A 12,079-nucleotide genomic window follows, 5' to 3' on the forward strand; every position below is an offset into this window, starting at 1 on the left:
CCATCGGCTACGACATGTTCAGCGAACCGATGCGGCGTGTGGCGATCGAAAAGGCGATGTCCGACGACCAGCAGCACGCCAGCGGGTTGGTGCAACTGGGCCAGGACACGGGCGCCTCGCAGACGTTCACCGGCTTCTTCGTTTTCGTGCGGCTCAATGTCGAAACCGCTCCCGACGTCATCAATGCTTCGAGATCCTCGACATCAGGTTTTCTCTATGCGGCCTTCCGGGCTCGCGATCTGTTCCAGACCGCGCTCAGCCGGTCGCCGCTACTGCCGGTCAACACCGAAATCTATGACGGCGATGGTGCCGTGAGCGGCGACAATCTGCTGTTCCGGTCGGAGACGCCGCCGGCTTCGACTTTCGGGGACAGGCTGCTGGTCACCCGAAAGATCATCGTCGCCGGACGGCCATGGACTGTCCTGTTCCGGCCGACAAGCGCCTTCTCGCAGCCGTCGTCGCGCGCCATTCCGGTGATGCTGGGGCTATTCGGCCTGCTGTTGGCGGGCGCCATCGCGCTGGTGGCGCGATATCAGGAGCGGGCCTATGAGGCAGCGTCGCGGTTGCACGAAACCACGGAAAAGAGCCTGATCGAAAAAGACCTGATGCTGCAGGAGATGAAGCATCGCATCAAGAATTCGATCACCAGGGTGCTGGCGATCGCGCGCCAGACGGCATCGCGGGCTACCGACGTCAACGAGTTTTCCGCATCTTTCTCGGCCAGGCTGCAGGCGATGGCAGCGTCCCAGGACATGCTGACGCGCTCTCGCTGGCAGAAGGCCGATCTTGGCGATCTCTTGCGCATCGAACTCGGCCAGGTGTTCGGCAAGGAGTTGCCCGAGGGGCTGCTGTCAGGGCCGCAAGTGCTGCTTGACGAAACCACGACGCAAGCGCTCGGCCTGACCTTCCACGAACTGGCGACGAATGCGCTGAAATACGGCGAAGCCGGCAATTCCGTGGGGGCACTGAAAGTGGATTGGTCTCTGGAGGGGCGTGGGCGCGACAGGACGCTGGCCCTCAACTGGCGCGAAAACGGGCAGAAGAAACTCGAAGCTCCCGCCGAAACCGGCTTCGGCACCAAGCTGATCGATCTCAACGTGACGCGCGAATTACGCGGTACGATCAAGCGCGACTACCAGGCCAATGGGCTGAACGTGGAAATCAAAATTCCACTCGCCAATTGAGCGCGACCTTCTCCCGAAAAGGATCAAGCGTCCGGACATGAAAAATCCGAAGGCCAGCAGACCAGCCTCCGGATCGACGTTTCGATTATCGCCGAATTAGTTGCAGCGAGCCGTGTAGATCCGGCCGCGATGATCGCGATATTGGCAATAGCCGTTGCGCAGATTGCGCACCAGCAGGCCGGAACCGGCGCCAACGGCCGCGCCGATCAGCGCGCCCTTGCCGCCGCCGACCAAGCCGCCGACACCGGCGCCGATCAAGCCGCCGCCAACCACGTCCTGTTCGGTCGAGGTGCAGCCGCTGACGGCAACCACCGCAACCAGGGCAATAATCATCTTCCGCATAGAGTCACTCCTCACTTTTTGTCCTCACTTGGTAAAGCTCCAGCTGCCATTTAGCATGAAATGACGGCCTTTGCTGCTGCAATCTATTGTTGGTGAAGATAGTCTTTTTCTGGGCCTGCCGCGTTCGACGCCATTACCAGGCTGGAAATTGCCAATGAAGCGTCAAGCGTACCATCGGCGCGCACGTTCCAGACGATCTGATCATAGTCGTCTTCAAGCACCGGATCGACGGCAAGACATTTGGCGACGATGTGATCAGCCTGCCCTTGCACGTCGCCCAAGACGAATGGGCGCTCGGCCACACATTGCTCGGCGGTCGCGAAAATGCTGACGGGCACCTGGAGTTCACGGCAGTCGGCCATCGTGTTCGAGCAACCGATGACCAGCAGCAATGCAGCGATATGTTCCATGGCGGGAAAGTCCTCTCGCCATAGTAACGGTCTACATCAGCCAAAGTTCCTGGCGCGCTGGCAGGGAAATAAGACGGCGACAATTGATTCTGTCGCCGGCCGAAACGAGCTGGCCTCAATAGACCAGCTGGTACAGGGCGACCACCACGATCACCGCCACCAAGGCCAACGCAACAAGGCGCAAGGCTCCGTTGGGGACAGGGGCCAGCGGTGGCGCGGATGACTCGGAGTCCTCAAACTCGCCCATGGAAATCCGGGCGGCCTGCTCCAGTCTGTTCATATCGGCAACCGTCAAGGCATTCCCTCCCGCACCATGCTGCAAATCCTGCTGCGGAAATGTTCGGTGATGCAACAGGTTCCAGCGGTATCTGGGAAAAACAGCATCTGCTTTTATGGTGAACAGCTGGTTAAGAAAGCTCGGGTCGCTCAATCCGTCTCGAAATTGCCGTGTGGAACGACAAGGCGGTACTCGAGACGGCCAGCCGCGATTTCGAGCGTCGCCGTTCCGTTCAGTGACGCCGGCACGACCCGTTCGAGTGCGACGCTGCCGAAGCGCTTCTCGCTACGCCTGACATCACTGGCTCCGATTGCCTCGGCCCATGTCAGCGACAGGGAGGTTCCCGTGTCGGCGGCGGTCAGGTTGGCTGTAACATTGACGAATCCATCGGGCCGCGACAGGGCGCCATAGCTCACCGAATTGACGGCGAGTTCATGCATCGCAAGGCCGATATGCAGGGCAGCGTTGGGATTGAGATAGGGGTTGGCCCCCTGAAACCTCAGGCTGCGAACCGGATCGCCGCCGTAGCGGCCCACTTGGCCCGATACGAGTTCGCGAAGTGCGGCGCCCCGCCAGTTGGAAGAGGTCACGAGATCCTGGGACGAAGCCAGCGATTGCAGCCGGCCGCGAAAACGTGTCAGGAAATCGCCGATGCTGTCGGAGTAGCGACCGGTCTGGGTGGCTATGCTCTGGATGATCGCCAGCAGGTTTTTCGAGCGATGGCTCACCTCCCGCAACAGCGTCGTCAGGGTCTGCTCACGGCGCTTCTGCTCGGTCGTCTCGACCATCGTGGTGACGACGCCTTGCACCGTGCCGCCGTCGCCGTGGTCGGCATCGATCCAGACCTCAAACCAGCGGCTGCCATCCTCGACGGGAACGCTGATCTCGAGACGTTGGGGGTTGCCGGATGCAATGACGTCGCGCTTGGCCGCGCCGATGCGGTCGGCCTGCGCCTCCGGCAAAATACCGATGCTGTCGGCGGTGTCCGAAACCCAGGGCGCACGCATGTTGCGCGCCCATACGGTTTTCATCTCGCGATCCTGGTAGAGAACGGAAATGCCGGCATTGTGCAACGCGTGAAGAAGGGCGCGGCCGAGCTGCATGCCGCTTTCGGCAGGATGGAGGGCGATGACTTCATCGCTTTGCACGTCGTCCTTCCTGTTTCCGGTCCTGGAACCCATCGGCCAAACTGTCCACCCAATTCAGGCTGAACGGCTCACCGGTGAATGGGTTCCAAAGAGGTTTCCCGAACCCGCCGCCAAAAAACGGTCCGCCGGACGGCGTCCTTTGAAGGACACCGCCCGGCGGTGGCTGGAAACCGTTTGAGGGGTGCGGCTTCCAGTGTTCGGCCGTCCGTCTTTACGAAGCCCTTTTGAACAGGCCCGCAAGAAGCGAAATGACCAGGAAAGCGAGGAAGATGAAAAACAATATCTGCGCTATGCCGGCAGATGTACCGGCGATGCCGCCGAAACCAAGCGCGCCGGCGATGATCGCAACGACGAGAAATACGAGCGCCCAGTAAAGCATGATGCATCTCCTTCGAATGATGCGATAAAAACGTGGGTGGTTGCGGTTTGTTCCCACCCTTTGCCGAAAAAGACCGAGCTTGCAATTCGTTCGGCAGCCGGACGCGCAGGAAATTCGCCCTCACCGCCCGATGCGTGGATCAGGCGGCCCGAAGTGAAGAATTGAAGAATTGAGTTGATGAATTGACGATTTTGATGATCTGGAGAAATCGGCGAGCGAGGCTATCGCCTTCAATCCTCAATTCCTCCACTCCTCAATTCGCGACTATGCGGCTGCTTTCGCCTGCCGGTCAAAAAACAGTGCCTGGCTGATCAGCGCCTTGACCATGTCGGGATTGAACGGCTTGGTGACCAGGAAGGCTGGTTCCGGTCGTTCACCAGTCAACAGGCGCTCGGGGAAGGCGGTGATGAAGATGACCGGCACCGACGTCGATGACAGGATCTCGTTCACGGCCTCGATGCCGGAACTGCCGTCGGCAAGCTGGATGTCGGCCAGCACCATCTTCGGCCGTGTCTTGCCGAACATCATCACGGCCTCGGCATGGGTGCGCGCCGTTCCAACGACCCGGTGCCCGAGGCTCTCGACCATTTCTTCGATATCCATGGCGATCAGCGGTTCATCCTCGATGATCAGAACGTCGGTTGCCACCTGGCGGGATATCTCGTTGCTCGCCTGGGCAAGCAGCTCTGAAAACTCCTGGTCGCCGACGTCGAGGATCTCAGCCGCTTCGTCCTCGCTGAAGCCTTCGACAGCCACGAGGAGGAAGGCCTGACGGGGCCGCGGCGCGATCGCATTCAGATTGGCGGCGGTGCGCTGTTCCCACGCCGATTGCGCCTGCTCCTGTGGAACGCGGATGGCGACCGATGTGAACAGCTTGGCGAAAACCTTGTACAGCGCGATGCGGTCGCTCGATGCTTCGGGAAATATCTCGATATCGGCGATGATGGCCTCGAGCATCGCGGCTACCAGCGCATCACCACTCTCTTGCGACCCGGAAACAGCCCGCGAGAAGCGGCGCAGGAAGGGCAGATGTGGTGCGATGGTGGCGGATAAGCTCATGGTAAGACGTCTCCCTCAGAATGACGTGAATGCGTAGCAGGTCAAGCTGACTGCAAGCCCTGACGATAACGCGGATTTTTAGAAAAAGTTCCGCCTCGACGGAACAAATACCGGGGAGGGGCGTTTGGGGTCGGGATGGGCAACCAGACGAGGGCGCCGCTTGCGTTGTGTTGAGTATGATAAGAGCGGTTTGAGCGCTGGGAATACAAGGGCAAAATGAAGGATATGACGAAAGATATTCTGGCTGGCGCCGAGAGCAGGCGCCGGAACGGTTCTGGTGATGCTCTTGGGCCGAACTCCGAAATCGGACGCAAACTCAAACAATATTACGACGCGCTGGTCTCCGACGATGTGCCGGATCGCTTTTCCCAGTTGCTTAGCCAGCTGGAACGGGCTGAACCCGCACAGAAGAAGGACTGAGGCATGGCCGCGGTCTCACAAGGCTTCAAGACCGATCTGCTTGGGGCAATCCCAAGTCTGCGCGCGTTCGCCGTGTCGCTGACGCAAAATGCCGACAAAGCCGACGACCTCGTCCAGGAAACGCTCGTCAAGGCCTGGGACAAGCATGAGAGCTTCCAGCCCGGCACCAATCTCAAGGCCTGGCTTTTCACCATCCTGCGCAACGAGTTCTATTCGCAGATGCGCAAGCGCGGGCGCGAAGTGCAGGACAGCGACGGTATCATGACGGCCAGGCTTGCCGTTCATCCGGCCCAGCACGGCCAGCTCGACCTGAAGGATTTTCGCGGCGCCCTGGAGCAATTGCCGGAGGACCAACGCGAAGCCATCATCCTCATCGGCGCATCTGGTTTCTCCTACGAGGAGGCCGCCGAGATCTGCGGTTGCGCGGTGGGAACGATCAAGAGCCGCGTCAGCCGAGCCCGTACGCGCTTGCAGGAGATCCTGAAAATATCAGGCGAGGACGAGTATGGTCCGGACGCAATTTCGGCCCAGGTAACGAGCTCGCCGGCGAGCTGACCGCGATCGTGTCTCAAGCGCGTCCGCAGGCCGCGGCGACCGCTTGCACGAGGTCTTCACCCGAATAGGGTTTGCCAACCAGCCTGACGCCCGGAAACGATGCCTTGATTTCATCGACATCCGAATAGCCCGACGCAAACACGAAAGGTATGCCTGCCGCGCGCAGCCCGGAGGCGAAATCGATGGTTGAGGCGCCGCCCAGCATCAAGTCGACAATGGCTGCATCGAATCGCGTGGCGACCTCGCGGCCATCGACCTCGGTCAGGTCACGGGCGATCACCACCTCATCGGCGCCATGGTCGCGGCAAAGCTGCTCGACGTCCATGGCGATCAGAAATTCGTCCTCCAGGACCAGAATCCGCAATCCGTCGAGCAATGTGGGCACAGGCAAAGACTCCTTGAAACGCCGGAGTCATGATCGCTAATTCGCTTGCTGTCATTTAAAAAAGACATGTGGCAAGCGGGCGGAACCTCAATCCTTGCAACGCGTTGAAACGCGCTCTCCAAGAGCGGCTTTCGAAGGGGGGTCGAAATGTCGGTTCAGAACAATAGCGCTTTCTCCAGCCGCCAATATCCTTGCGAGAACTGCCCATTGCGGCCGTTGCCGATTTTTCGCGATTTCGAAAAACAGGAACTGGCCTTCATCAGCAAATTCAAGAAGGGCGAACTCGCAGTCGAAAAGGGTGGCACGGTGCTGGTGGAGGGAAGCCATAGCGCCCATCTCTACACCGTGCTCTCCGGCTGGGCGTTTCGCTACAAGCTGTTGCTGGACGGCCGCCGCCAGATTCTCAACTATCTCATGCCCGGTGATCTGATTGGCCTGCAAGGCAGTGTGATGGGCGAGATGCAGCATTCCGTGGAGGCACTGTCGCCGATGCTGCTGTGTGTTTTCGAGCGCGAATATCTGCATGAGCTGTACCGCAATCATCCCGGGCTGGCCTATGACATCACCTGGATCGCATCGCGTGAAGAGCGGATGCTGGACGAGAATCTGCTCAGCCTTGGGCGCCGCAGTGCGATCGAGCGCGCTGCCTATCTCATCGCCTTCATCGGCAGCCGCGCCAAGGTTGTCGGACTGAATGGCAACCAATCCGTCCAGATACCGATCACGCAACAGCACATCGCCGATACGCTTGGCCTGTCGCTGGTTCACACCAACAAGACGATCCGCAAGCTGATGGATCGCAAGCTGATCGTCTGGCGCGACGGCGGCTGCGTGGTTTCCGACAATGAAGGGCTCAAGCGGCTCGCCGGCTGGGAAGGGCTGGGTGAAGCGCGCCGGCCATTAATCTAAGGAAGCGTGTTTTGCCGGAGCCGGCGGACCGGGTGCGCGCCGATGCGTTTTCGGCTACTTTGTCCCCAATGCCGGAACCTTGAGACGCGCAGCGCGTTTGAAACCAAGCAATCACAAGGAGTTAAGCCATGGCCACTGCCGCAGGAAAGACCGCAAACGACGCCCGTGCAAATGCGGACCTGGAAGCCGACATCAGGCAGTTGAAGGCCGACATCGACAAGCTCACCAAACAACTGGCCAAGACCGGCGAGCATGGCTATGGCACCGCGCGCCGCGCAGCCACGGAAGGGGTCGAACAGTTGCGTGCGCAGGGCGAAGCAGCCTTTGACAGCCTGCGCAGCAATGCCAAGGACATCGAAGCGCAGATGATGGCAAGCGTGCGTGAAAAGCCGGTGACGTCACTGGCGATCGCCGCCGGCGTAGGCTTCCTTTTCGCGCTCATCGCGCGTCGCTAGTCGCGCTCCAGATGGGAATGTTGGCAACCCTGATCTCGGGCCTCGCCTCGGGGGAAACCGTGGCCGCCATACACCGGGCGCGCACGGCGGCAATCGTCTATGTGATCGCCATGGCCGCCGCACTTTGCGGTCTCGTTTTTCTTGTCGGGGCCGCCTATATCTGGACGGCGATGCGCTATGGGCCGCTTGCCGCGGCACTGGGGTTTGGCGTCGGTTTCCTGGTGCTTGCCGGACTTATCCTGCTGATCTACCGGATCTCCGCAGGCTCACGCGCCCGGCGCCGGGCGCAGCGCCGCAATGCCGACATGAAGGCGATCGGCATCACCGCCGCACTCGCCGTGCTGCCGAGTCTGCTCAAGGGAAAAGGCGGTCTCGGCGTCATTCTGGGGCCGGCCGTGGCGCTCGCGGCCTACGCCATCTACCGCGAGAATGTGAAATCCGACGATCTGGATGAGAGCGAACGGATATAGAGCTGTTGGGAGAGGTCACTTTGACAACTCTTCCAGCGGCATCGATATTTCGGCAAACACGCCTTCCGGCCGGAATTCATGGGTCACTTCGCTGGAAATGACCTTGGCTAGGCTGCGGCGAATGAGGATCGAGCCGAAGCCGTGCCGATCCGGCGGAGCGACTTGCGGGCCGCCGCTTTCGCGCCAGGTCAGCACAAGACGCCGGGCATCCCTCCTGCCTTGCATCCTCCAGCCGAGATCGACCCTGCCTGACGGCACCGACAGCGAGCCATATTTCAGCGCGTTGCTGGCCAGTTCATGCAGGATCAGGCCAAGCCCGACGGCCTGGTCGGGCGACAGCAGCAGGTCGTCGCCGGAGATCGTCATGCGCGGCTGCTCGGCCGTTTCGAAAGGTTTGACCTCGATCTGAACGAGTTCACTGATGCCAATGCCGCGCCACTCGCGGTCCGACAACAGATTGTGGGCGATGCCCAAGGCCTGAAGCCTGGCGCCGAACGCCTCGAGGAACTCGCTTGGCTGGCGGGCATGGCGCACGGTCTGCGTTGCCAGCGCCTGGACGGTCGCCAAAGTGTTCTTGACGCGATGGTTGAGCTCACGCAGCAGCAGCCGTTGGCGTTCGTCGCCGAGCTTACGCTCGGAGATGTCGTAGTTGACGCCGAAGATCAAGGTCGGCTTGCCGTCGCCGTCACGCTCGATGACACGGCCGCGCGTGGCGAGCCAGCGCGGCGGATGAAAGCCCTTCACCCGGTATTCGCCGAAATAGTCGTCGCTGCCGGTCAGGGCGTCGCGAAAGCGGGTTTCGGTCTGGTAGACGTCACGCGGATCGATGGCGGTGAGGATGTCGCGTGCGCGCAGCCGGTTGGATCGCGGCAGGCTGAACAGCTCCGACATCAATGTGTCGCATTCGATGATATCGGTGCGGATATCCCATGCCCAACTAGCGAGCGACGCCGCATCGAGTGCGATGGCGCGTCGTTTTTCCTCGCGAACCAGTGCGGCCTCGGCGATCGCGCCGCTGCGGGTTGTGTCCTTGAGGGTGAACAGGCTGGCGGCGAGGCCGGCGAGCGACTTCAACTGGTCGAGCTCAGCGTGGGATGGAAAACCATGCGGCGAGCGGTCGAGCACGCACAGCGTGCCGATGCGGGCACCTGCCACAACCATCGGCGCGCCGGCATAGAAGCGGACATGGTGCTTTCCGGTGACCAGCGGGTTGGTCTTGAAACGGGGATCCGTCGTTGCATCCACCACCACCATCGGTTCGTCGCCGGCGGCAATCGCATGGGCGCAGAAGGAGACGTCGGTCGCGGTTTCGGCCTCGTCCAGGCCGAAGCAGGATTTGAACCACTGCCGTTCGAGGTCGACGAGCGTGACCAGGGCCATCGGCACCTGCATCACCGCCGCGGCAAGGCTGCTGACGCGGTCGAAATCGGGATCGGCCGCTGTATCCAGCACCTCCAACCCGTGCAGCACGGCGAGCCGGTCAACATCCTTGACTGCGCGCGCAACTTCGGCCGGCAGCTCGGGCACTGTTTGCGTCTTGCCAGTCACCCCACTTGCCTCGTCCCGGTCTTCGCCGTCGCCTGCTTGCGCTGGTGCAAGGCCAGCGCGCTTTTCCGGAACCATCCTAGCGAGGAACCGTTACCCGACCATGATTTGCCGAGCGCGCCAGCTGGTGCAGAATGAGACAGGGATCGAGCATGGCCAAGATCATTCCAGAAAACAAGGCGCGGCAGGGGCGATGGGGCTGGCATGGATTTCGAATCCTGATCGCCGCATTGCTTCTGGTGTTTGCTGCGTGGGGCATTGCCGAGATTTATGGTGTGTTGATCAAGGCGCCAACCAGCGATGAACAGCATGTCCCCACGCCCAGCACCACCGAGCAGGCTCCTGCTGGCTAAAGCCGGTTTGTTCGTTGCAACGCATCGCATCAGGCGGCTCTCGATTGGGCCGCGCTCGCCGGCACCAGTACATTCAGCGCGCCAGGCTGGATTTCGATTACCGTTTCACGGTCAAGCCTGACCAATTCGCCGTCCATCACAGCGCGAAACTTGCGGCTGCTCGAATGGATTTTCAGCACCGTTCTGTTCGTCTGGTGGATTTCGACATGTTCGTTGTCGCGCCATTTGCCGCGCGCCACGTTGAAGAAAAACTTGACCAGTTCGGCGCGCTGCTTCGCCACCGTGACATAGACACCGAGTACGCCGCCCGCCGGATTGTCGGCGTAAGGCAAATGGCCTTCGCCGAACAAATTGTTGGTGATGCCGATGCCGGTGATGCGTGCCGCCATTTCGGCTTCGCCGATGCTGAGCGTCACATTCATCGCAGGTGGATTGTTGATCGTCGCCCAAGCCGCTTTGGCCGAGGCGCGGATCTTTCCCAACCGCGAACCGAACTCCATCTTCTGGCGCAGTTGCACCATCTTTGCATGCATGCCGATCGAGAACTGATGTATGAAAGGTTGGCCATTGGCTGTCGCCACGTCGACCGCGATGATTTCGCCGTCGGCGAAGGATTTCAGCGCTCCATCGAGTGACTGCGGAATGCCCAACCCCCGCGCGAACAGGTTCATGGTGCCGGCCGGCAATATGGCAAGCGCCTTCTTCGTGCCCATCAGCCGCGCGGCCGCGGCGGAAATGGTCCCATCGCCGCCACCCGCCAGCACGACGTCGACAGAGCGACGCGAAGCCGCGCTGTCGAGCGTTTCCACCACGTCCTTGCCGGCGACAATTTCGATGCTGAGCGAGTGCCCTGCCGTCTCCAGCGTCTGATGCATCCTGTCGGAGAAGGCGACGAGGTCGGTGGTGCGCAAAGTGCCGCCATCCCGGTTCAGCACCGCTGCGAATTTCATACCCCGCTCCACCATGTCAGCCAAAAAGTGGCCGGGACACGCCCAGCCGATGGCTGAAACGCGGCGGCGACGGAAAAGGTTCCCTTGACACGAACGGGCTTCTAAGCCGCTCGATCATTTCTGTGATTTCGATTTCCGGACGGCGCGGTTTTGTCGGAACAACAGACTGGTCACAACGTTGTGAACCTGTAGATGCCGCGTCCGACTTTCCGGCGAAGACGCGGCGCATGAGATCAGGCACGAGGAGAGACTATCATGATCCGCAATCTTTTAGCCACGACCGCACTCGCAACACTGATCGCGACGGGCGCATATGCGCAGAGCGCGACGACCCCGGCGCCGGCACAGAGCCCAGCCGTTCAGGAGTCAGGCGCCGCGACGGTCCGCGCAGAGGGCAGCATCGTCACCAACATCATCGGTGAATCCGTCTACAACGGCACCGGCGATGATGCCGAGAACATCGGCAATGTCAGCGACGTCGTCTTCGACAAGGATGGGCAGGCGAAATCCGTCGTCATCGACGTTGGCGGTTTTCTGGGTGTCGGTGCCAAGAGCGTCGCCTTCGAGTACGGCAAGCTGCAGTGGGCCGAAAAGAATGGTGACCGCTGGCTGGTAGCCCAGACGACCAAGGACGAGTTGACCGCTCAGGCGGAATTCGACAGCCAGCCCTACAGTCCGGCCCCCGCACCTGCGGCATCGACCGACGCGACCGCACCTACGGCACCTGCTACGACGGATACGGCACAAAAGCCGGCCGACATGAACGCCGCTCCGGCGGAACCGGTAAAGCGCGCGGACGGTAACCTTGCCACCAACATCATCGGTGAAGACGTATATAACGGAACCGGTGATGACGCGCAGAATATCGGCGACGTCAACGACATCGTGCTGACCAAGGAAGGCAAGGCCGAGTCCCTGGTCATCGGCGTGGGCGGTTTCCTTGGCCTCGGCGCCAAGAATGTCACCTATGATTTCTCTAAGGCGCAGTGGGCCGAGAAGAATGGCGACCGCTGGCTGGTGGCCCAGACCACCAAGGAAGAGCTGCAGGCGCAGCCCGATTTCGACCGCAAGGCCTATGATCCGGCGCCGGCCACGACGGCTTCCAACGAGCCTGCGGCCACCGCTCCGGCTGCTGTGCCGTCCGACACGACGGCTCCTGCTGTCGCTCCGGCAGATAAGACCGCCGAAGCTCCGGCAGCGACCACCCCTGACGCCTCGGCTCCCGACCAGACACAGAC

General features: G+C 61.1%; 17 protein-coding genes. 8 read left to right on the plus strand and 9 right to left on the minus strand.

The features are described 5' to 3' along the window. Nucleotides 1-1,184, plus strand: a 1,184-nt coding sequence (locus tag EN893_RS03510; RefSeq protein ID WP_245490794.1) for an HWE histidine kinase domain-containing protein, incomplete at its 5' end; no start/stop codon positions are given. A gap of 96 nt (nucleotides 1,185-1,280) precedes the next feature. Here the strand turns inward: EN893_RS03510 and EN893_RS03515 are convergent. The 6 genes from EN893_RS03515 to EN893_RS03540 form a co-directional block, all read right to left on the minus strand. After that, nucleotides 1,281-1,526, minus strand: coding sequence for a membrane lipoprotein lipid attachment site-containing protein (locus EN893_RS03515; protein ID WP_023810994.1), 246 nt, complete (start codon nucleotides 1,524-1,526; stop codon nucleotides 1,281-1,283). Nucleotides 1,527-1,609: 83 nt separating this feature from the next. Next, nucleotides 1,610-1,936 carry a hypothetical protein gene (locus tag EN893_RS03520; protein ID WP_127267715.1) on the minus strand — a complete coding sequence of 109 codons (327 nt, stop codon included), beginning with the start codon at nucleotides 1,934-1,936 and terminating at the stop codon, nucleotides 1,610-1,612. A gap of 115 nt (nucleotides 1,937-2,051) precedes the next feature. After that, nucleotides 2,052-2,366 carry a hypothetical protein gene (locus EN893_RS38975; RefSeq protein ID WP_236383520.1) on the minus strand — a complete coding sequence of 105 codons (315 nt, stop codon included), beginning with the start codon at nucleotides 2,364-2,366 and terminating at the stop codon, nucleotides 2,052-2,054. Then, the gene (locus tag EN893_RS03530) at nucleotides 2,363-3,394 is read right to left on the minus strand and encodes a sensor histidine kinase (protein WP_164748875.1); all 1,032 of its coding nucleotides are present in this window, start codon (nucleotides 3,392-3,394) and stop codon (nucleotides 2,363-2,365) included. Before EN893_RS03530 ends, EN893_RS38975 begins: the two co-directional genes overlap by 4 nt. A gap of 178 nt (nucleotides 3,395-3,572) precedes the next feature. Further along, nucleotides 3,573-3,740: a DUF1328 domain-containing protein gene (locus EN893_RS03535; RefSeq protein WP_013529282.1), complete on the minus strand. Its 168-nt coding sequence runs from the start codon at nucleotides 3,738-3,740 to the stop codon at nucleotides 3,573-3,575. 264 nt (nucleotides 3,741-4,004) lie between these two features. Then, nucleotides 4,005-4,799, minus strand: a complete 795-nt coding sequence (locus tag EN893_RS03540; protein WP_023810997.1) for a response regulator — start codon at nucleotides 4,797-4,799, stop codon at nucleotides 4,005-4,007. Nucleotides 4,800-5,015: 216 nt separating this feature from the next. Here EN893_RS03540 and EN893_RS03545 point away from each other — a divergent pair, with 216 nt between their 5' ends. Next, on the plus strand, nucleotides 5,016-5,219 hold the full coding sequence (locus EN893_RS03545) for a NepR family anti-sigma factor (RefSeq protein ID WP_127269630.1): 204 nt from the start codon (nucleotides 5,016-5,018) through the stop codon (nucleotides 5,217-5,219). 3 nt (nucleotides 5,220-5,222) lie between these two features. Next, nucleotides 5,223-5,774, plus strand: a complete 552-nt coding sequence (locus EN893_RS03550; RefSeq protein ID WP_013529285.1) for an RNA polymerase sigma factor — start codon at nucleotides 5,223-5,225, stop codon at nucleotides 5,772-5,774. Between the two features lie 13 nt (nucleotides 5,775-5,787). On the opposite strand, the gene EN893_RS03555 is transcribed toward EN893_RS03550, so the two are convergent. Further along, the gene (locus EN893_RS03555; RefSeq protein ID WP_127269631.1) at nucleotides 5,788-6,159 is read right to left on the minus strand and encodes a response regulator; all 372 of its coding nucleotides are present in this window, start codon (nucleotides 6,157-6,159) and stop codon (nucleotides 5,788-5,790) included. Nucleotides 6,160-6,306: 147 nt separating this feature from the next. Here EN893_RS03555 and EN893_RS03560 point away from each other — a divergent pair, with 147 nt between their 5' ends. From EN893_RS03560 to EN893_RS03570, 3 genes are all read left to right on the plus strand, one after another. Next, nucleotides 6,307-7,068 carry a Crp/Fnr family transcriptional regulator gene (locus tag EN893_RS03560; RefSeq protein WP_127269632.1) on the plus strand — a complete coding sequence of 254 codons (762 nt, stop codon included), beginning with the start codon at nucleotides 6,307-6,309 and terminating at the stop codon, nucleotides 7,066-7,068. A 128-nt stretch (nucleotides 7,069-7,196) separates the two neighbouring features. Continuing rightward, complete coding sequence (locus tag EN893_RS03565) at nucleotides 7,197-7,523, plus strand: DUF883 family protein (RefSeq protein WP_023811001.1); 327 nt, start codon at nucleotides 7,197-7,199, stop codon at nucleotides 7,521-7,523. 11 nt (nucleotides 7,524-7,534) lie between these two features. Beyond that, complete coding sequence (locus EN893_RS03570; RefSeq protein ID WP_127269173.1) at nucleotides 7,535-7,993, plus strand: hypothetical protein; 459 nt, start codon at nucleotides 7,535-7,537, stop codon at nucleotides 7,991-7,993. Between the two features lie 15 nt (nucleotides 7,994-8,008). Here EN893_RS03570 and EN893_RS03575 read toward each other — a convergent pair whose 3' ends face one another. Further along, nucleotides 8,009-9,541, minus strand: coding sequence for an HWE histidine kinase domain-containing protein (locus tag EN893_RS03575; protein WP_127269172.1), 1,533 nt, complete (start codon nucleotides 9,539-9,541; stop codon nucleotides 8,009-8,011). A 149-nt stretch (nucleotides 9,542-9,690) separates the two neighbouring features. Here EN893_RS03575 and EN893_RS03580 point away from each other — a divergent pair, with 149 nt between their 5' ends. Next, entirely contained in the window at nucleotides 9,691-9,891 is a 201-nt protein-coding gene (locus EN893_RS03580; protein ID WP_127269171.1) for a hypothetical protein, read from the plus strand. Between the two features lie 29 nt (nucleotides 9,892-9,920). Here EN893_RS03580 and EN893_RS03585 read toward each other — a convergent pair whose 3' ends face one another. Beyond that, complete coding sequence (locus tag EN893_RS03585) at nucleotides 9,921-10,841, minus strand: diacylglycerol kinase family protein (RefSeq protein ID WP_127269170.1); 921 nt, start codon at nucleotides 10,839-10,841, stop codon at nucleotides 9,921-9,923. Between the two features lie 255 nt (nucleotides 10,842-11,096). Between EN893_RS03585 and EN893_RS03590 the strand changes: the two genes are divergently transcribed. After that, on the plus strand, nucleotides 11,097-12,079 hold a 983-nt coding region (locus tag EN893_RS03590), incomplete at its 3' end, for a PRC-barrel domain-containing protein (RefSeq protein WP_128361402.1).

This window comes from Mesorhizobium sp. M7A.F.Ca.CA.004.04.2.1 (genome assembly GCF_004022825.1).
Lineage (GTDB): Bacteria > Pseudomonadota > Alphaproteobacteria > Rhizobiales > Rhizobiaceae > Mesorhizobium.